Origin of the sequence: Bradyrhizobium sp. YR681, from assembly GCF_000282615.1 — a bacterium.
GTDB lineage: Bacteria > Pseudomonadota > Alphaproteobacteria > Rhizobiales > Xanthobacteraceae > Bradyrhizobium.
This window is the reverse complement of record NZ_AKIY01000323.1, coordinates 1-17,604: the sequence shown is the minus strand read 5'-3', so window position 1 is coordinate 17,604 and position 17,604 is coordinate 1. Positions and strand designations below refer to the sequence as shown.

Here is a 17,604-nt window from a genome sequence, read left to right as displayed (position 1 = left end):
CGGCTACGCGCCGGGGCCGTCCTCCGGTTCGGCCTGCGCCAGTTCGGCCGGTGCGAGATCGCCGGTGTCGGCGAGCCGCGCCTTGGCGGTGGTGTGGACGTGCTCGGCCAGCGTCGGCATGCGCTCGATCAAAGCATGAAAATCCTGGGCATCGAGCACCAGCAGGCGCGTCTTGCGCGTCGCCGTGACCGTGCCGCTGCGCTTGGTCTTGTGCAGCAGCGCGATCTCGCCGAAGAAAGTGCCGTCGGTGAGCCGCACATGCTGGCTCGGCAGCGCGATCTCGACCTCGCCGGCGGTGATGAAATACATCGAGGAGGCGGCATCGCCCCGCCGCACCAGGATCTCGCCCTGCTCCACGGTGCGCGCGCGGAGCAGCCGCATGATGTCGGCGATCTCGGCCGCCGACAGATGCGAGAACAGCGGCACCCGCGCCAGCATGCCCCACGTCACCACGAAGTCGCGCCGCTTCACCTCTTCGGCGAAGGCGGTGGAGATGATCGCGACCGGCAGCGCGATCATGGCGAAGCCCGCGATGATGGTGAAGACGGAGATGAACTTGCCGAGCGCCGTCACCGGCACGACGTCGCCATAGCCGACGGTGCCGAGCGTCACGATCGCCCACCACATCGCCTGCGGGATGGTGCCGAGCTTGTCCGGCTGCACGTCGCGCTCGACGGCGTAGAGCAGCGAGGCGAAAGTCAGCACCGCGCCGATCAGGATGACGATGCATCCGATCAGCGCCCGCCGCTCGGCATGCACGGCGGCGAGCAGCGAGCGCATCGCCGGCGAATAGCGGATCATCTTGAAGAACGGCAGCACGCCGAGGGCTGCCAGCGTCGCGTGCCGCCCCGTGGCCAGCACGAATGCAGCAGGCAGGAACGCCATGAGATCGATGATGCCGAGCGCGGAGAAGGCATAGCCGAGCCGGTCGGCGAGCGCAGAACCCCTGCGCGGCGTATGACCCGCCACCGTCCACATCCGCGCGGCATATTCCAGCGCGAACACGATGACGGCAAGAACGGTGATCGCTGAAAATAGCGCGCCGAACTGCGCGTCCAGCTCCGGCACCGAGGCGAGGATCATTGCGGCGACGTTGAGCACGATGACGCCGATGATGATCTGGATGAAGCGCGACCCGACCGAATAGGCCAGCGGATCGTGCTCCAGCAATTCGTAGAGGCGATCCCTCAAATTGGGATCGCGAAGCCCACGCCCTTGCGGAACGGGGCGCATGGCGTTTACGCGCTTGCCATCTTAAGCACCCGCCATGGCTTTTTCGATCGCCGCAAGCGCTTCGGTCGCCTTGGCCCCGTCGGGGCCGCCGGCCTGCGCCATGTCGGGCCGGCCGCCGCCGCCCTTGCCGCCAAGGGCTTCGGAGGCGACGCGCACCAGGTTCACGGCGTTGAAGCGCGCGGTGAGGTCGGCGGTGACGCCGACCACGACACCGGCCTTGCCGTCCTCGGTGACGCCGACGATGGCGACCACGCCGGAGCCGATCTGCTTCTTGCCGTCGTCGGCGAGGCTCTTGAGATCCTTCATCTCGATGCCCTCGACCGCGCGCGCCATCAGCTTGACGTCGCCGATTTCACGAACGCCTGAAGCTGCGCCGTTGCTGGCGGCAGCACCGCCGCCCATCGCGAGCTTCTTGCGGGCATCGGAGAGTTCGCGCTCGAGCTTCTTGCGCTCCTCCATCAGCGCGGTGATGCGCGCCGGAACGTCGTCGAGCGAGGTGCGCAGCTCGTTCGCCGCGGTCTTTGCCAGCGCCATGGTCTCGTTGGCGTGCCGGCGGGCGTAATTGCCGGTCAGCGCCTCGATGCGGCGCACGCCCGAGGCGACCGCGCTCTCGCCGGTCAGCGTGATCAGGCCGATATCGCCGGTGCGCCGCACATGCGTGCCGCCGCAGAGCTCGACCGACCAGCCGAGCGCGTTGGTGCCGCGCTCGCGCGCGGTCCTGCCCATCGAGACGACGCGGACCTCGTCGCCATATTTTTCGCCGAACAGCGCGCGTGCGCCGGCCTCGCGGGCCTCGTCGACGCCCATCACGCGGGTGGTGACCTCGTCGTTTTCCAGCACCACGTCGTTGGCGATGTCCTCGACGCGGGCAAGCTCTTCGGCCGTGATCGGCTTCGGATGCACGAAGTCGAAGCGCAGCCGGTCCGGCGCGACCATCGAGCCGCGCTGGGCGATGTGATCGCCGAGCACCTGGCGCAGCGCCTCGTGGATCAGATGCGTCGCCGAGTGATGCGCGCGGATCGAGGAGCGCCTGCCGTGGTCGACCTCGAGCTGGAGCGCGGTGCCGAGCTTCAGCTCGCCGCTTTCCACGTTGCCGACATGCACGAAGAAATCGCCGAGCTTCTTCTGCGTGTCGGTGACGCGGAATTTCAAGCCACCCTCGCCGGTGAGCACGCCGGTGTCGCCGACCTGGCCGCCGGACTCCGCGTAGAACGGCGTCTGGTTCAGCACGATCGCGCCCGTCTCGCCGGCCTTGAGGCTGGTGGCCTCCTTGCCGTCCTTCACCAGCGCGGTCACCACGCCTTCGGCGCTTTCGGTCTCGTAGCCCAGGAATTCGGTCGCACCCAGCTTCTCGCGCAGCGGGAACCAGATCGCCTCGGATGCCGCCTCGCCCGAGCCCTTCCAGGACTCGCGCGCCTTGGCCTTCTGGCGCTCCATCGCGTCGGTGAAGGAGGCCTGGTCGACGCCAATGCCGCGCGACTTCAGCGCGTCCTGCGTGAGATCCAGCGGGAAGCCGTAGGTGTCGTACAGCGTGAAGGCGACGTCGCCGTCGAACATGTCGCCCTTCTTCAGGGACGCGCTCTTCTCGTCGAGGATGGCCAGGCCGCGCACCAGCGTCTTGCGGAAGCGGGTCTCTTCCAGCCGCAGCGTTTCCTCGATCAAATTCTCCGCGCGCATCAGCTCGGGATAGGCCTGGCCCATCTCGCGCACCAGCGCCCAGACCAGCCGATGCATCAGCGGCTCCTTGGCGCCGAGCAGCTGCGCATGGCGCATCGCGCGGCGCATGATCCGGCGCAGCACATAGCCGCGGCCCTCGTTCGAGGGCAGCACGCCGTCGGAAACGAGGAAGGCCGAGGAGCGCAGATGGTCGGCGATGACGCGGAACGAGGCCACGGTCTGCTCGTTCGGCCCGCTGCCGAGCGCCGACGACGTCGCGTCGATCAGATGGCGGAACAGGTCGGTCTCGAACACGCTCTCGACGCCCTGCATGATGCTGGCCATGCGCTCGAGGCCCATGCCGGTGTCGATCGAGGGACGCGGCAAATCCACGCGCTCCTCCTTCGTCACCTGCTCGTATTGCATGAACACCAGATTCCAGAATTCGAGGAAGCGGTCACCATCCTCCTCCGGCGAGCCCGGAGGTCCGCCCCAGATGTGCTCGCCGCGATCGATGAAGATCTCCGAGCAGGGGCCGCACGGACCGGTGTCGCCCATCGCCCAGAAATTGTCCGAGGTCGGGATGCGGATGATGCGGTCGTCCGAGAAGCCCGCGATCTTCTTCCACAGGCCGGCCGCCTCGTCGTCGGTGTGGTAGACGGTGACGAGCAGCTTGTCCTTCTTCAGCCCGTATTCCTTGGTGATCAGCGTCCAGGCGAGCTCGATCGCGCGCTCCTTGAAATAGTCGCCGAACGAGAAGTTGCCGAGCATCTCGAAGAAGGTGAGATGGCGCGCGGTGTAGCCGACATTGTCGAGGTCGTTGTGCTTGCCGCCGGCGCGCACGCATTTCTGCGACGTGGTAGCGCGCTGATAGGGCCGCTTCTCGACGCCGGTGAAGACGTTCTTGAACTGCACCATGCCGGCATTGGTGAACATCAACGTCGGATCGTTGCGCGGCACCAATGGCGAGGACGACACGATCTCGTGGCCGTTCTCGGCAAAGAAGTTCAGAAAGGTCGACCTGATCTCGTTGACGCCGCTCATGTTCATCCAATCGGGTGTGCCAGAGCATGATCCGGAAAAGTGTGAACCGGTTTTCCGGAAATATCTTGCTCAAACAAAGAGCTAAAGCGCGATGACTCTCATCGCGCTTTAGAACCCGCTTTACTGCCATCCAAACCTGACATTTGGGCTGATATCTGCGGGTCAAAGCGCTTTTAGACAAGGCCAGCTTCGCTGTCCAGAAACTGTGCAATGTGATCAGTGGGTTGCCGTGTCAGCGCAATCCCGTTGAAAGCCGCTCGAGCCGCGTTGACAGGCTTGGCCGGCCTGTGGTCTGTACCCATCTGTATCGTACGGCCACGTCGGGAGAGACCGGCAACTGGTAGCCGGCGCCGAAGGAGCAACCGCCCCGGAAACTCTCAGGCAAAAGGACCGCGTGGCTTTGACGACATCTGGAAAGAGGCGCCGACGGGCTTAGGTCCGGACTGCGTCCGCCGACGGGATAATACTCTCAGGCACAGCGACAGATGGGGCTTCGACTGGTTGCTTCCGGGGAATCGTCCCCGGGGAACCGCCGAGGGCCCCGTAATGCTTGCGCGCGACGACCAAGATTCCCTGAAAAAGACGCCCCTCCACGGGCTGCATGTCTCCCTCGGCGGCAAGATGGTGCCGTTCGCGGGCTATGACATGCCCGTGCAGTACCCCGCGGGCGTACTGAAGGAACACCTCCATACCCGCAAGCTGGCCGGCCTGTTCGACGTCTCCCACATGGGCCAGCTCGCGCTCCGGCCGAAATCGGGCAAGCTCGAGGACGCCGCCCGCGCGCTGGAGCGGCTGGTGCCGCAGGACATCGTGGCGATTGCACCCGGGCGGCAGCGCTATGCCCAGTTCACCAATGCGGATGGCGGAATCCTCGACGATCTCATGGTCGCCAATTTCGGCGATCACCTGTTCCTGGTCGTCAACGCCGCCTGCAAGGACGCGGACGAGGCTCATCTGCGCGCGAATCTCTCCGGCGACTGCATCATCGATCAGCTTGCCGACCGCGCGCTGATTGCGCTCCAGGGTCCAAAAGCGGAATCGGTGCTGGCGAAATTGTGTGCAGAGGCGCCCGCCATGAAGTTCATGGACGCCGGCCCGCACAAGGTCGCCGGCCTCGATTGTTTCGTGTCGCGCTCCGGCTACACCGGCGAGGATGGTTTTGAAATTTCGGTCCCCGCCGCCGACGCGGAGCGCCTTGCAAAAACGCTGCTGGAAAGCCCTGATGTCATGCCGATCGGCTTAGGGGCCCGCGACAGCCTGCGGCTGGAAGCCGGGCTCTGTCTCTACGGCCACGACATCGATACCGCGACCACCCCGGTCGAAGCCGCGCTGGAATGGTCGGTGCAGAAGAGCCGCCGCAGCGGCGGCGCGCGCACCGGCGGTTTCCCCGGCGCGGACAAGATCCTGGCCCATTTCGACAACGGCGCATCCCGCCGCCGCGTCGGCCTGCTCGCCCAGGGCCGCGCGCCGGTGCGCGAGGGCGCGCTGCTGTTCGCCGATAGCGCGGGCGGCGAGCCGATCGGAAAGGTCACCTCGGGCGGTTTTGGCCCGAGCCTGAATGCGCCAGTGGCGATGGGCTATGTGCCCGTGAGCCGGAGCGCGCTCGGCACAAATCTCTTCGCCGAGGTGCGCGGCCAGCTTCTGCCGCTCACCGTCGCCGCCATGCCCTTCGTGAAAAACACCTACAAACGCTGAGGACAAGACAATGACCACGACGCTGTACACTTCCGACCATGAATGGCTCGCCATCGACGGCGACGTCGCCACCGTCGGGATCACCGATTACGCGCAGTCCCAGCTCGGCGACGTCGTGTTCGTCGAATTGCCCAAAGTCGGCCGCACGCTGAAGAAGACGGAAGCCGCCGCCGTCGTGGAGTCGGTCAAGGCCGCCTCCGACGTCTACGCGCCTGTCACCGGCGAAGTGCTCGAGACCAACGCCGAGCTCGCCGCCGAGCCGGCGCTGGTGAACTCGGACGCGCAAGGCAAGGCCTGGTTCTTCAAGATCAAGATTGCCGACAAGAGCGAGCTCGGCGGCCTCATGGATGAAGCCGCGTACAAGGCACATACGGCGTGAGATGAAGCGAGCACTGACCTCACATTCAGTGTCATCGCCCGCGCAGGCGGGCGATCCAGTACGCCGCAGCTTCTCGGTTCAAGCCGTGACGCCTGCGTTTACTGGATGCCCCGCCTTCGCGGGGCATGACGGCGACAGCGAAATCTAAAGCGAGGACCCATGATGACCGCGCACCGCAAATCCAACGGCGACACCGCCACTTTCGTTCGCCGCCACATCGGCCCGTCGGCGCGCGATGTCACCGCAATGCTCGAAACCGTCAGCGCCAAGAGCGTCGACGCGCTGATGGCGGAGACGCTGCCGGCGTCGATCCGGCAGGCCGCCCCGCTCGATCTCGGCAAGCCCTTGAGCGAGACCGAGGCGATCGCGCACATGGCCGAGCTGGCCGCCCAGAACCAGGTCTTCACCTCGCTGATTGGCCAAGGCTATTCCGGCACGATCCTGCCCGCGGTGATCCAGCGCAACATCCTTGAGAACCCGGCCTGGTACACGGCCTACACGCCCTATCAGCCCGAGATCAGCCAGGGCCGGCTGGAGGCGCTGCTCAACTTCCAGACCATGATCTGCGACCTCACCGGGCTCGACGTCGCCAACGCCTCGCTGCTGGACGAAGCAACCGCCGCGGCCGAAGCGATGGCGCTCGCCGAGCGGCATTCGCAGGTCAAGGCAAAGGCCTTCTTCGTCGACAAGGACGTGCATCCGCAGACGCTGGCGGTGATGCGCACCCGTGCCGAGCCGCTGGGCTGGACCCTGGTCGTCGGCGATCCCCTCGTTGATCTCGACAAGTGTGACGTGCTCGGCGCGCTGCTGCAATATCCGGGCTCTTCGGGCGCCCTGCGCGACCTCCGGCCCGCGATCGCGGCGCTCAAGGCAAAGGGCGCGCTCGCGATCGTGGCCGCGGACCTGCTCGCGCTGACGTTGCTCGCCTCGCCCGGCGAGCTTGGCGCCGACATCGCGATCGGCTCGGCGCAGCGCTTTGGCGTCCCCATGGGTTATGGCGGGCCGCACGCGGCCTATATGGCGGTGCGCGATGCCTTGAAGCGCTCGCTGCCCGGCCGCATCGTTGGCCTGTCCGTGGATTCCCGTGGCGCGCCGGCCTATCGCCTCGCGCTGCAGACCCGCGAGCAGCACATCCGCCGCGAGAAGGCCACCTCCAACATCTGCACCGCGCAGGTGCTGCTCGCCGTGATCGCCTCGATGTACGCGGTCTATCATGGCCCCGAGGGCCTGACGCAGATCGCGCGCAACGTGCACCGCCGCGCCGCCGTGCTCGCGGCGGGCCTGCGCAAGCTCGGCTTTGCGCTGCAGTCCGAAACCTTCTTCGACACACTCAGCGTGGATGCCGGTGCAGGGCGAGCCGAGATCGTCGCGCGCGCCGCCGCCGAAAAGATCAATCTTGGTGTTGGCGATACGAGCTTGCGGATCGCACTCGACGAGACCACGACGCCGGCGACTGTCGAAGCCGTCTGGCGCGCCTTCGGCGGTACGCTGTCTTACGCCGAAATCGACGCCACGACGCGCGAGGCAGTGCCTGATACGCTGAAGCGTACCACCACCTACCTCACCCATCCCGTGTTCCACGCGCATCGCTCGGAGACCGAGATGCTGCGCTACATGCGCAAGCTCAGCGACCGCGACCTCGCGCTCGACCGCGCCATGATCCCGCTCGGCTCCTGCACCATGAAGCTGAACGCGACCACCGAGATGATGCCGCTGACCTGGCCGGAGTTCGGCAGCCTCCATCCGTTCACCCCGCGCGAGCAGGCCAGGGGCTATCACGCGCTGTTCGCGCGGCTGGAACAATGGCTGTGCGACATCACCGGCTATGACGCGATCTCGCTGCAGCCTAATTCGGGCGCGCAGGGGGAATATGCCGGCTTGCTTGCGATCCGCGGCTATCACGCGGCGCGCGGCGAGACGCACCGCAAAATCTGCCTGATCCCCTCCTCCGCTCACGGCACCAATCCGGCCTCGGCCGCGATGGTCGGCATGGACGTGGTGGTGGTCGCCTGCGAGAAGAACGGCGACGTCGACGTCAATGATCTCCGCGCCAAGGCGGAAAAGCATTCGAACGATCTCGCCGCGGTCATGATCACCTATCCCTCGACCCATGGCGTTTTCGAGGAGCACATTCGCGAGATCTGCGACATCGTGCATAGCCATGGCGGCCAGGTGTATCTGGACGGCGCCAACCTCAATGCGCAGGTTGGCCTCTCGCGGCCCGGCGATTACGGCGCCGATGTCAGCCATCTCAATCTGCACAAGACCTTCTGCATTCCGCATGGCGGCGGCGGCCCCGGCATGGGCCCGATCGGCGTCAAGGCGCATCTTGCGCCGTTCCTGCCCGGCCACCCGGCGACGAACGGTGAAGCGCCGGTCGGCCCGGTCTCCGCCGCGCCGTTCGGCTCGGCGTCGATCCTGACCATCTCCTACATTTACATCCTGATGATGGGCGGTGACGGCCTCAAGCGCGCCACCGAGATCGCGATCCTCAACGCCAACTACATCGCAGCCAGGCTCGATCCGCACTTTCCCGTGCTCTACAAGAACGAGAAGGGCCGCGTCGCGCATGAGTGCATCGTCGATCCCCGTCCGCTGAAGACGACATCAGGCGTCACCGTGGACGACATCGCAAAACGCCTGATCGACTACGGCTTCCACGCCCCGACCATGAGCTTCCCGGTGCCGGGCACGCTGATGATCGAACCGACCGAATCGGAATCCAGGGCAGAGCTTGATCGCTTCTGCGACGCGATGATCGCGATCCGCAAGGAGATCGCCGAGGTCGAGGCCGGCCGCTTCGAGATCACGGCCTCGCCGCTGCGCCACGCCCCGCACACCGTGCACGACATCGCGGACGACGACTGGAAGCGCGCCTATACCCGCGCCGAAGGCTGCTTCCCCGCAGGCAGCTCGCGCACCGACAAATACTGGAGTCCGGTCGGCCGCGTCGACAACGTCTATGGCGACCGCAATCTGGTGTGCTCCTGCCCGCCGGTGAGCGATTACGCGGAAGCCGCGGAGTAAGACGCGGCGGGGGATGGGCAAAGCAACTCGTCCGCCGTAGCTCGAAGAGCGAAGGCGGAAGCGTGCCCGCGACCTTTGTCTGTGTTGAAATAGGGTGGGCACGGCGCTTGCGCGCCTTAGCCCACCCTACGGCCTACAGCGCAAAACGAAACGGGCCCCGAAGACGTCGGCAACTCAACGTCCTCAGCGCCCGCTCCTCGCGAAAAACTCTTCGCGGTAAGGCTTACTCGTCCGCCGGCTCCTCGCCGTCGGCGTCGCGCTCCGGCGTGCCGGCGAGAATCTGCTCGGCGATCAGGCCGGAGTTCTGGCGGATCGCAGTCTCGATCTTGGCGGTGATGTCGGGGTTGGCCTTCAAAAACGCCTTCGAATTCTCGCGGCCCTGGCCGAGACGCTGGCTGTCATAGGAGAACCAGGCGCCGGATTTCTCGACGATGCCGGCCTTGACGCCGAGATCGAGGATCTCGCCCATCTTGGAGACGCCCTCGCCGTACATGATGTCGAACTCGACCTGCTTGAAGGGCGGCGCCAGCTTGTTCTTCACCACCTTGACGCGCGTGGTGTTGCCGACCACTTCGTCGCGCTCCTTGATCGCGCCGATGCGGCGGATGTCGAGGCGGACGGAGGCGTAGAATTTCAGCGCATTGCCGCCGGTCGTGGTTTCCGGCGAGCCGTACATCACACCGATCTTCATGCGGATCTGGTTGATGAAGATCACCATGGTGTTGGACTTGTTGATGGAGGCCGTGAGCTTGCGCAGCGCCTGGCTCATCAACCGCGCCTGGAGACCCGGCAGTGCATCGCCCATCTCGCCCTCGAGCTCGGCCTTCGGCACCAGCGCCGCGACCGAATCGACCACCAGGACGTCCACCGCACCCGAGCGCACCAGCGTGTCGCAGATTTCCAGCGCCTGCTCGCCGGTGTCCGGCTGCGAGATCAGGAGCTCGTCGATGTTGACCCCGAGCTTGCGCGCATAGACCGGGTCGAGCGCGTGCTCGGCGTCGATGAAGGCACAGATGCCACCCTTCTTCTGCGCCTCCGCGACCGTGTGCAGCGCCAGCGTGGTCTTGCCCGAGGATTCCGGCCCGTAGATTTCCACGACGCGTCCCTTTGGCAGGCCGCCGATCCCCAGCGCAATGTCGAGCCCCAGCGAGCCCGAGGACACCGCCTCGACATCCATGGAACGGTCGTTCTTGCCGAGCTTCATCACCGAGCCCTTGCCGAACTGGCGCTCGATCTGGGAGAGCGCGGCGGCCAGAGCTTTAGTCTTGTCCATGGAAGATCCTTCGACGATACGCAGGGCAGTGGTGGACATTGGGTCGTGCTCCTTATGGCGAGGATTCGCTAGGGGGACAAACGATTGGCGGGGCGGGCTGGCGATAAAAGCAATGTACCCTATTTGTTCCTAGTTCGCAATATGTTCTTTTGTGAATTTGGGCGCTGGCCTGTTTCCGAGCGCGGGTAGCCTAGCTTGATTTCAAGACTGGCCTGAAATGGCCTATTCTTGGTTCTGATGAGCAAGTCGCCCAAAGACTTACGGATACTGTTCCCGCCTGCACTCACGAGCGATCAGACGGGCACGCTTCAGAGTCTTCAAAACGGAGCAGAGGACGCCGACCTTCCAGATTGGATGGTGGAAGATTGTCTGGCGCTTGGGATTCTTGAAGAGAGCCGTCCTGGATTCTACCGGATCACGGACATTGGCCGCGCCGCCCTGAAGATAGAACTTGGCCGCGAGCAGGAGTAAGGCCGCCTCAGTTGGCGCCCGCTTTGTATGGAAATGGGGGCAATTCCGGCCCCCTCTTGAGCCCATAGCCCGAAACCCTGCTCCGCAAAGCCAGACAGACCGAGACCGGCTCGCACATGGGCGGGTGGCTGAGATCGCCCGGGCTGCGGCCTCCCGATTATCATCTCCCCCGGCGCGGGAACTTTTGGCGGGTGCCGGTACTTGCTCCTGTTGAAAGCAGGACCGCATGTTCATTCTCATTGAGAAGATCGCGCCTACTCCCCGTCCGCAAATCTTCAACGACAACGACGCCCAGGACGCCCTCCTTCTGAAACTGGCGGAGGATCAGCGCTGGATGGAGCACATCGCCGCGGCCTTGGCCGCGAAGCTCAAACGGATCTGGCATGGGGACCGCTTCCGTTCGCCTTGTTCGGTGGCCCCAGTTGGGCAGCGCGAGGCCGCCTCGATTGAGTTGATAGGCAGTATCCCAATTCACTCGCGTGACTAACACCGGACGACACGGTTCCTATGTCCGGAACCGGGCACAGATGCTATTAGCCTGACATCACCGATCGGACCTCGGCGATTATCGGTGACTGAGAGCTCTTGCGCTCCCGCCTGATCAAGAGCGGTGAGGCCGGCCAAGATGACAGAGACGGACAAGGCGGATTCCTCTCGGGCCAACGGCCCGAAGTGCCCCTCATGCTTCCTCGCGCTCGGACAGCGGATCCTGACTTTGTTCGATCCGACCGCAAACCGAAACGTGCAACTCTTCCAGTGCAGCAAGTGTCGCAAGCATGTTTGGGAGGATGAAGTGGCCTGAAGCCGCCTCGCGCAGCCGGCGGACTGTGCGTAACATCGACCACGCCGCCAGTTGCACACCCGTTCGGCCGACGACGTCATTCGAACGAATGAACCTTTCGCCCAATCGCACGGACAAACAACTATCGGGATTTTACTCTCACCCTCCCGGGGCTGGAATGCCGCCGTCCGCGCTTGATTTAAGCGGGCGGCGTTTTTGCTTCCATGGCCGCGATCGGCCCCAGCGCTCAGGGGCTGGATGCAAGCGCCGGGGCCTTCGGGTGGCCGAGCGGCTTCCAGGCCGCGCAAGCCCAGTCAAAACCCAGTCCGGACCCTTGTCTGTCCGGTCCGCGACGAAACCTTGCCACTAGTGCGCGATGGGAGCTGTGAGCTCGGAACAACCTGACATTTGTTAAGTTGCCCCCTCGTGAATTCGAGAGGGCGCCATGCCAGAGGATGAGCTGACGAACAAGGCGGAACGCGCGCTCGTCACAGCTGCGCTCGGCACCGTGATGCTGATCATGTGCCTCGGCACCTTGCTGTACAGATAGAGCAACGCGACGCCTTTCGTCCGCGCTGCATCATTTTCGCGGATCGCTGAACAGCATCAATGCGAGCCAGCTGGCGGAAACCTGGATCTTCGCGTCGCCGGGAATGAGCAACGCCAGCGCCCTGCGCTCCCTGCCCTTCGCAAAAAGTGAGGTGCGACGTTGCCGATCGTGGCGTCGCCTGAAGCTGACGTGCATCAAAGACGCACGCGCTGGATGCCGTCATGCTTCCACAATCCCGCGGCATCGAACTTTTTCGCGGTTTGCGGCCTTCTATCGGGTTGGGCCGCAATAATGGGGACACCTCGGCCATGACGGAAAACACGCAGCATGATGCAACCAGGCGCAATCATCTGCTCGAGGCGGCGCATGAGGAGATGATCAAGTTCGAGCGGAAGGAAAACGAGTTCCGCAGGAAGGACCGCGAAGAGCGCGCCGCCGAACTGCACCTGCCGCTCGACGCGATCAAGGTGCATTAGGCCGGGCTTCAGGTATCTAAATACCTCATTTAACTCATTGATCAGCCGTCACGATTGTGTGGCGGCCTACTGTGCATGGGGTTGTTTTCGAGTTTTTTGAAAGGCGCGTCCGTGCGCCGGCCACCGGCATGCGCGATGGCCGGGTGTTGCGTGCACCGGCTCACAGCAGCGCCAGCAGCACGAGGCCGATCACCAGCACCACGAAGCCAGCCGCTGTCGCGGCGGCAAATGACCGCTCTACGTTGTCCATGATGCCACCCCGCTCCCGGCGGGCCACGTTTCCCCCATGGCTGCGCCGGGCATTGCGGAATCTCGCCTGCGGCTGTGGCTTGAGTGGTGCGGTCGGGTGGCCAAATTGGGACGCGTGCGGGGCCAGTCTGCGGCCTCCAGGACGCAGCTTTCGCCACTGCCGTCAGGCACCTGTCAGCAGATTCGCCTAATGTCGCTGCGCCCGGTGGACCAACACCGGGCCTCCATACCCAGCCGACGACCCCGCTCCTCCCCGAGCGGGGTTTTCTGTTTTGCGCGGATGGACCAGCGCCTCGGGCGCAAGCGGATCTGCGGCGTTGTCAGGCTGTCGTAAGCTCGGCCAGCTAGGGTCGTTTGGCTATGGTGTTGCAGCCCAGCACCTCAGCCTCCAATAACCTTCTCCCCGCTTGGCTCTCCCCAAGCGGGGTTTTTTCATGCCTGCCCGCCGCTCTCCTCCCGCGTCAGCCGCAGCGAGAAGGCGCGGATCGCGGGCGCCGCGAGCAGCACGATCGGCAGCATCGCGGCCCATGCGATCAGCCACGACACCATCCAGTGCGCGAGGAAGACCGTCGCACCCGTTGCGGGAAAGCTGGCGATGCCCGCCGCGATCAGCGAGGTCAGGCCGGACTGGATGACACCGAAGACGAAATTAGAATAGCGGCGGGGAATGCCGAGCATGACGCGCCCATGTTGTTGGCCGTCGTCAGGTCAAGCAAGGGACATGCCGTCACGCGCATCGAGATGGATGTGCCGCGGGATCGCCGGCGCTCGCTCAGTGCCGCGAGTTCGGCAGCGGCGCGCACTGCCTCGCGTCAGTGCGATCAGCGCGGCACGACAAACCTTCGAAGCGCCAGAAGGTGACGACGCTGGTCTCGCCGCAGGCGTCACAGACGAGCGTCTCGTCACCGAGCATATAGCGTCCGCGCCTGAACGTCGACGACGACGCCGGGTGCCGGCAATGCGGACAGACCAGCGAGAAATTTCGTGCACCCCAGCGCAGCACAAGATGTCTCAGCCAGTTCACGCGTTCCTCTCTCGCGACGTCGCGCTCCCGCTCTTCGGCTCTTCGGCGCCTCAGCAGAGCATAGATGCGCCGCACGCAAAAGTGGAAAAGCCTCAAACACGCATGTTCGCTTCGAATGGTCGCGACCTATCGTGTCGCCTGCGGCCGCGAGCGCGGCAGTTCCCGTCGCGGGAGTCCGGAACCGTCAGGCCGCGTTCCCTGCTCCGTGGTTCTCCGACCATGAACAAAGTTCCGCAGTTGCACACGTCGTCTGGCGATTGATCCTGCGCACGCCGCGAGCCCGCATCTTTCGAAATCGGATTTCGTTTGTTTCGGAGCGCGCGCGCTTGCGAGATTTCCGTGAACTATCCAAGACTTATCAGCAGATTTCTCTTGTCCCGGGAATATTATGACGCCCAACATGTTTTGCATTGATGGAAGGTGAATCGTGGGAGGTGAGACCATGAATCACAGGGGCGTCGAGTTCACCGTCGCCAAGACGGCAATTCCTGGAATCTGGCAGTGGCAGTTCCGCATCGGCGAACAGCTCAAGACCGGCAAAACCGAGACCAAGATCGACCTCTTGGCGATCCGGCGCGTGCAGCTGCGCATCGATCGGGAGCTGAAAGCGATCGGACGCAAAACGGCCTGAACGAGACGGCCTGAACTGCCGGGCCGAGACCGGCGCGATTGTGCGCCGCAATACGCCATGGCTTGCACGGAACCGCGGCATCCCGGGCCGGGGGTGGTGTCCGTAGCGGCCCGGAATTGATCTGCCGGTGGTTTGGGACTGCACTGCGCACCCACGGCCTTGAAGCCGGGCCATCACGCGACCGGTGCCAGCCATGCCGCTCTATTTCTTTCGAATCCGGAACGGCTGTTATTCTGGCTGTGCGGACCAGGCGACGGAATTTGCCGACCGCGATTTGGCCTGGAAGGAAATGACCAGCGTGTGCGCCGACATGGCCGTGGGCATTGCCCGCAGGCTCAAGGAAAACTCCGAATGGCACATGGAGCTCCTGGACGAGGCCAAGCAGCCGGTGTTCCGCATCCGTATCGTTGCCGAGACGCTGGACTAGGCGCGGCCGCTAATCCGCGCTGGGCAGCCGCCGCATGGTGAATTCGATGTCGCCGCCGGGCAGCTCGCGCCAAGTCTCGACCACGCTCATATAGCCGGCCTTGGGGTAGCGGGCGAAGAACGCCTCCGCCCTCGCCCGCGCCGCCGCGCGCGGCAGGGTGAAGGTCTCGCGCAGGTAGCCGTCGCCGTCGCGCCCGGCCGGCTTGCCGCCGATCCCGCGCCGGCGCGCCATGCGTTCGGCGAGATCCCGCGGACGATCGGCCATGACCTGCCCTCCTCTACGCAGCACATGAGGGCAATGTAGGGAGCGGGCCGGATGAAGGGGAGTCCCGGCCGGAGGCGTCAGCCGCCTCCGTCGGGGCCATCCCGTCAGTTCGCGGCCGTGCCGGTCTTGGTCTTCTTCGGCGCGCTGGTCGCGGCCGCCTTCGGCGCGGGTTGCTTCGGCGGATCGGAGCGCATGCCGCCCCAGGGATCGTTGGACGCCTTGGCGTCGGGGATCTTCTTCAGCGTCTCCTTGTAGGCCTTTTCGCGCTCTGCATCGGCTGCCTTCTCCTCGGGGGTCTTGCCCGGGCCTTCCTGCAGCAAATTCAGATTGGGCATTTGCGCATAGGCCGGAGCCGCCAGCACGGCCAGCAGCACCGCCGCCATACGGAAAAGCTTCATCACATACTCCTCGATCATCCATCTGGGGCGGATCAACCGCGCCTTGTCGTCCCTGTCAACCGGCCGTCCGGACCCGAATGCCGCGCTAGAGCCTAGAGGCGATCCGATCGGCACGATTTCGGTGCATGCAGCCAATCGTCCCAGATCGGGCCGCATCTGGTGCAGCCGTCCAGCACGAGGCCGAGCGCCACCAGCGAAAACACGAGGACACACCGACGCAACATCGTCCACCCGCTCCCAAGCATGCCATCATATCGGGCGAAGTCGGGCATTTTCAAGCCGAGGAGACCGGCGCCAGACCGGGTGACTTTGCCGCGCCGATCCGCGCAAGATGCGCCGAAACATCCGGCAACACAGGAGGCAACGACCGCAATGCCATCGCAGCCAGACACCGAGTTCGGCATCGACGACGCCAGACGCATCCTCGGCGAGGTCTTTGCGCCCTGGGTCCAGGATCTCAACCTCACCGTCGAGCGCATCGAGCACGTTCAGCCGGCGGACGTAGCGGACTGGCAGCCGGGCGCGCTGCTCCGCATGCCATTCTCGGAGCGGCTGTGCCGCAACGGCGGCGTGGTCTGCGGCCAGGCGCTGATGGCGCTCGCCGACACCGCGATGGTGATCGCGAACCTCGCCGCCAATCGCGGCTATCGTCCGATGACGACGGTCGACCAGACCACGCATTTCATGCGCGCGGTCTCCTCCTCGGACGTACTGGCCGATGCGCGCGTGGTGCGGCTCGGACGCACCATGAGCTTTGGCCACGTCACGCTGCTTTCGGCCACCGACAACAAGCAGGTGGCGATGGTGTCGAGCGCGTTCGCGATGCTGCCGGGCTGAAAATCATCCCAAAAGAAGAGAGCCGCGTGAGCGCAAGGCGCACCGCGGCTCTCTATCACGATCGGATCGAAGCGAGATGCTGGAGCGCGATTTTATCCGCGCTTCAGCCGGCCTGCCTTCAAGAATTACTTGCCGAGAATTTCGTCGGCCGCAGTGACGATGCTGACGGTTGGATTCTTTCCGCAATAGGCACCGAACTTCTTTGCATTCTCGATGAACACGTCGGTGTCGATGATCGCGTTGTCTTCGTCGCCCTTGTACCAGCCGTCCATCCAGGTCAGCACGACCGAGATGTTGTCTTCGCCGCTCTCGAGGAACTGCTTGCAGGTCATGGTCGAGAGATCCCACTTGACGGCGTGGGCAGGCATCGATGACAGCGAGAACGCTGCGGCGAACAGGATCGAAAGCGTGGTCTTCATCGGAATCTCCATCGGCGCGTAACGCCATAAAGGAAAGGCTTGTGAGGAAAGTCGGCGGGGGTGACTCGCCGCTTCAACGTCGTAAACGAAGTCTGAAGCGCTGCGCAAGTAGCGCCAGTATTGAGTTTAGTTCAACGTAATTTCTATGCACTATTTCACGATCGTCATTATGGATTAATGCGGATGATCGAGAAGCGTGCAGCGCAGCGTTACCGTGTTTTCAAGGGTGGAAAGCTCACTTTTGAAGACGGCGGGATCGCGTGCACGGTTCGAAACATGTCGGAAGGCGGCGCGGCGATCGACCTCGAGGTCTCTGTCATACTGCCGAAATCTCTCACACTTTCGATCGCGCGCGACAATTTTGTACGGGATTGCCGCGAAGTGTGGCGCAGCGACAGGCGCATCGGCCTCGCTTTCGTACAGTAGTCCATATCATATGAATGATCGTTCGCATCGCACGCGCGATGTCGCGCTATACTCGCACGGCACGATGACGACGGCGCCAGCGCAGGCCCGCGATCACGAGTGCGATGAACGCGAACGCAATCGCCGCCGACACCGTGAAGAATCGTCCGCCCGGACGATCGATCGTGCGCGACCATAGCGACGGTCCCTCGCCCGGCCGCGCCAGGCGGAAGGCAACGACACTGTCTCCGATCGAGGTGCCGGCCTCGGAGTGACCGCCGGCGCCGATCGCGACATATTGCTCGCCCTTCCAGAGATAGGTCATGGGATTGGCAACGCCGGGCACCGGCAGCCGGCCCTGCCAC

General features: G+C 64.5%; 19 protein-coding genes, 1 pseudogene and 1 riboswitch. Of the genes and pseudogenes, 10 read left to right on the top strand and 10 right to left on the bottom strand.

Features of this window, described 5'->3' with window-relative positions:
- Nucleotides 1-3: 3 nt before the first annotated feature.
- Both PMI42_RS34415 and alaS read right to left on the bottom strand, forming a co-directional pair.
- A complete protein-coding gene (locus tag PMI42_RS34415; protein WP_008143836.1) occupies nt 4-1,233 on the bottom strand; it encodes a cyclic nucleotide-gated ion channel in 1,230 nt (409 codons plus the stop codon).
- 21 nt (nt 1,234-1,254) lie between these two features.
- On the bottom strand, nt 1,255-3,933 hold the full coding sequence (gene alaS / locus PMI42_RS34410; protein ID WP_008143833.1) for an alanine--tRNA ligase: 2,679 nt from the start codon (nt 3,931-3,933) through the stop codon (nt 1,255-1,257).
- Nucleotides 3,934-4,244: 311 nt separating this feature from the next.
- A riboswitch (glycine riboswitch) is annotated at nt 4,245-4,335 on the top strand.
- Between the two features lie 144 nt (nt 4,336-4,479).
- Between alaS and gcvT the strand changes: the two genes are divergently transcribed.
- From gcvT to gcvP, 3 genes are all read left to right on the top strand, one after another.
- Nucleotides 4,480-5,628, top strand: coding sequence for a glycine cleavage system aminomethyltransferase GcvT (gcvT, locus tag PMI42_RS34405; RefSeq protein ID WP_008143831.1), 1,149 nt, complete (start codon nt 4,480-4,482; stop codon nt 5,626-5,628).
- Between the two features lie 10 nt (nt 5,629-5,638).
- Entirely contained in the window at nt 5,639-6,007 is a 369-nt protein-coding gene (gene gcvH, locus PMI42_RS34400) for a glycine cleavage system protein GcvH (protein WP_008143829.1), read from the top strand.
- Nucleotides 6,008-6,169: 162 nt separating this feature from the next.
- Nucleotides 6,170-9,034, top strand: coding sequence for an aminomethyl-transferring glycine dehydrogenase (gene gcvP / locus PMI42_RS34395; protein WP_008143826.1), 2,865 nt, complete (start codon nt 6,170-6,172; stop codon nt 9,032-9,034).
- Between the two features lie 223 nt (nt 9,035-9,257).
- On the opposite strand, the gene recA is transcribed toward gcvP, so the two are convergent.
- Nucleotides 9,258-10,346, bottom strand: coding sequence for a recombinase RecA (gene recA, locus PMI42_RS34390; RefSeq protein ID WP_008143825.1), 1,089 nt, complete (start codon nt 10,344-10,346; stop codon nt 9,258-9,260).
- Between the two features lie 198 nt (nt 10,347-10,544).
- Here recA and PMI42_RS34385 point away from each other — a divergent pair, with 198 nt between their 5' ends.
- Nucleotides 10,545-10,778 carry a hypothetical protein gene (locus PMI42_RS34385; protein WP_035967465.1) on the top strand — a complete coding sequence of 78 codons (234 nt, stop codon included), beginning with the start codon at nt 10,545-10,547 and terminating at the stop codon, nt 10,776-10,778.
- A gap of 226 nt (nt 10,779-11,004) precedes the next feature.
- Nucleotides 11,005-11,265, top strand: coding sequence for a hypothetical protein (locus PMI42_RS39530; RefSeq protein ID WP_008143823.1), 261 nt, complete (start codon nt 11,005-11,007; stop codon nt 11,263-11,265).
- Between the two features lie 874 nt (nt 11,266-12,139).
- Here the strand turns inward: PMI42_RS39530 and PMI42_RS39525 are convergent.
- A complete protein-coding gene (locus tag PMI42_RS39525) occupies nt 12,140-12,304 on the bottom strand; it encodes a hypothetical protein (RefSeq protein WP_157195868.1) in 165 nt (54 codons plus the stop codon).
- A gap of 113 nt (nt 12,305-12,417) precedes the next feature.
- Between PMI42_RS39525 and PMI42_RS40235 the strand changes: the two genes are divergently transcribed.
- A complete protein-coding gene (locus tag PMI42_RS40235; RefSeq protein ID WP_008143820.1) occupies nt 12,418-12,585 on the top strand; it encodes a hypothetical protein in 168 nt (55 codons plus the stop codon).
- Nucleotides 12,586-13,266: 681 nt separating this feature from the next.
- Here PMI42_RS40235 and PMI42_RS34375 read toward each other — a convergent pair.
- Both PMI42_RS34375 and PMI42_RS38285 read right to left on the bottom strand, forming a co-directional pair.
- Nucleotides 13,267-13,512 (bottom strand): DUF2798 domain-containing protein, encoded by a 246-nt coding sequence (locus PMI42_RS34375; RefSeq protein WP_008143817.1) that lies wholly within the window; start codon nt 13,510-13,512, stop codon nt 13,267-13,269.
- Between the two features lie 94 nt (nt 13,513-13,606).
- Nucleotides 13,607-13,858, bottom strand: coding sequence for a hypothetical protein (locus tag PMI42_RS38285; RefSeq protein ID WP_193376366.1), 252 nt, complete (start codon nt 13,856-13,858; stop codon nt 13,607-13,609).
- Nucleotides 13,859-14,300: 442 nt separating this feature from the next.
- Here PMI42_RS38285 and PMI42_RS34365 point away from each other — a divergent pair, with 442 nt between their 5' ends.
- Both PMI42_RS34365 and PMI42_RS34360 read left to right on the top strand, forming a co-directional pair.
- The gene (locus tag PMI42_RS34365; RefSeq protein WP_008143815.1) at nt 14,301-14,489 is read left to right on the top strand and encodes a hypothetical protein; all 189 of its coding nucleotides are present in this window, start codon (nt 14,301-14,303) and stop codon (nt 14,487-14,489) included.
- Between the two features lie 193 nt (nt 14,490-14,682).
- Nucleotides 14,683-14,916 carry a DUF6894 family protein gene (locus tag PMI42_RS34360; RefSeq protein WP_008143812.1) on the top strand — a complete coding sequence of 78 codons (234 nt, stop codon included), beginning with the start codon at nt 14,683-14,685 and terminating at the stop codon, nt 14,914-14,916.
- Nucleotides 14,917-14,925: 9 nt separating this feature from the next.
- On the opposite strand, the gene PMI42_RS34355 is transcribed toward PMI42_RS34360, so the two are convergent.
- Both PMI42_RS34355 and PMI42_RS34350 read right to left on the bottom strand, forming a co-directional pair.
- Nucleotides 14,926-15,180, bottom strand: coding sequence for a hypothetical protein (locus PMI42_RS34355; protein WP_008143810.1), 255 nt, complete (start codon nt 15,178-15,180; stop codon nt 14,926-14,928).
- Between the two features lie 104 nt (nt 15,181-15,284).
- The gene (locus PMI42_RS34350) at nt 15,285-15,578 is read right to left on the bottom strand and encodes a hypothetical protein (protein WP_008143809.1); all 294 of its coding nucleotides are present in this window, start codon (nt 15,576-15,578) and stop codon (nt 15,285-15,287) included.
- A gap of 372 nt (nt 15,579-15,950) precedes the next feature.
- On the opposite strand from PMI42_RS34350, the gene PMI42_RS34340 reads away from it, so the two are divergent.
- Nucleotides 15,951-16,415, top strand: a complete 465-nt coding sequence (locus PMI42_RS34340; protein WP_008143807.1) for a PaaI family thioesterase — start codon at nt 15,951-15,953, stop codon at nt 16,413-16,415.
- 125 nt (nt 16,416-16,540) lie between these two features.
- On the opposite strand, the gene PMI42_RS34335 is transcribed toward PMI42_RS34340, so the two are convergent.
- Nucleotides 16,541-16,834: an HdeA family protein gene (locus tag PMI42_RS34335; RefSeq protein WP_008143805.1), complete on the bottom strand. Its 294-nt coding sequence runs from the start codon at nt 16,832-16,834 to the stop codon at nt 16,541-16,543.
- 183 nt (nt 16,835-17,017) lie between these two features.
- On the opposite strand from PMI42_RS34335, the gene PMI42_RS34330 reads away from it, so the two are divergent.
- Nucleotides 17,018-17,260: a PilZ domain-containing protein gene (locus PMI42_RS34330; protein ID WP_008143802.1), complete on the top strand. Its 243-nt coding sequence runs from the start codon at nt 17,018-17,020 to the stop codon at nt 17,258-17,260.
- 46 nt (nt 17,261-17,306) lie between these two features.
- Here the strand turns inward: PMI42_RS34330 and PMI42_RS34325 are convergent.
- Nucleotides 17,307-17,604: pseudogene (locus PMI42_RS34325) on the bottom strand (pyrroloquinoline quinone-dependent dehydrogenase); the annotation flags it as partial.

What these genes read in the sequence shown, in the direction of transcription:
- PMI42_RS34415 (WP_008143836.1), bottom strand. Translation starts at nt 1,233, where the DNA reads ATGCGCCCCGTTCCGCAAGGGCGTGGGCTTCGCGATCCCAATTTGAGG.
- alaS (WP_008143833.1), bottom strand. Translation starts at nt 3,933, where the DNA reads ATGAGCGGCGTCAACGAGATCAGGTCGACCTTTCTGAACTTCTTTGCC.
- gcvT (WP_008143831.1), top strand. Translation starts at nt 4,480, where the DNA reads ATGCTTGCGCGCGACGACCAAGATTCCCTGAAAAAGACGCCCCTCCAC.
- gcvH (WP_008143829.1), top strand. Translation starts at nt 5,639, where the DNA reads ATGACCACGACGCTGTACACTTCCGACCATGAATGGCTCGCCATCGAC.
- gcvP (WP_008143826.1), top strand. Translation starts at nt 6,170, where the DNA reads ATGACCGCGCACCGCAAATCCAACGGCGACACCGCCACTTTCGTTCGC.
- recA (WP_008143825.1), bottom strand. Translation starts at nt 10,346, where the DNA reads ATGTCCACCACTGCCCTGCGTATCGTCGAAGGATCTTCCATGGACAAG.
- PMI42_RS34385 (WP_035967465.1), top strand. Translation starts at nt 10,545, where the DNA reads ATGAGCAAGTCGCCCAAAGACTTACGGATACTGTTCCCGCCTGCACTC.
- PMI42_RS39530 (WP_008143823.1), top strand. Translation starts at nt 11,005, where the DNA reads ATGTTCATTCTCATTGAGAAGATCGCGCCTACTCCCCGTCCGCAAATC.
- PMI42_RS39525 (WP_157195868.1), bottom strand. Translation starts at nt 12,304, where the DNA reads ATGCACGTCAGCTTCAGGCGACGCCACGATCGGCAACGTCGCACCTCA.
- PMI42_RS40235 (WP_008143820.1), top strand. Translation starts at nt 12,418, where the DNA reads ATGACGGAAAACACGCAGCATGATGCAACCAGGCGCAATCATCTGCTC.
- PMI42_RS34375 (WP_008143817.1), bottom strand. Translation starts at nt 13,512, where the DNA reads ATGCTCGGCATTCCCCGCCGCTATTCTAATTTCGTCTTCGGTGTCATC.
- PMI42_RS34365 (WP_008143815.1), top strand. Translation starts at nt 14,301, where the DNA reads ATGAATCACAGGGGCGTCGAGTTCACCGTCGCCAAGACGGCAATTCCT.
- PMI42_RS34360 (WP_008143812.1), top strand. Translation starts at nt 14,683, where the DNA reads ATGCCGCTCTATTTCTTTCGAATCCGGAACGGCTGTTATTCTGGCTGT.
- PMI42_RS34355 (WP_008143810.1), bottom strand. Translation starts at nt 15,180, where the DNA reads ATGGCCGATCGTCCGCGGGATCTCGCCGAACGCATGGCGCGCCGGCGC.
- PMI42_RS34350 (WP_008143809.1), bottom strand. Translation starts at nt 15,578, where the DNA reads ATGAAGCTTTTCCGTATGGCGGCGGTGCTGCTGGCCGTGCTGGCGGCT.
- PMI42_RS34340 (WP_008143807.1), top strand. Translation starts at nt 15,951, where the DNA reads ATGCCATCGCAGCCAGACACCGAGTTCGGCATCGACGACGCCAGACGC.
- PMI42_RS34335 (WP_008143805.1), bottom strand. Translation starts at nt 16,834, where the DNA reads ATGAAGACCACGCTTTCGATCCTGTTCGCCGCAGCGTTCTCGCTGTCA.
- PMI42_RS34330 (WP_008143802.1), top strand. Translation starts at nt 17,018, where the DNA reads ATGATCGAGAAGCGTGCAGCGCAGCGTTACCGTGTTTTCAAGGGTGGA.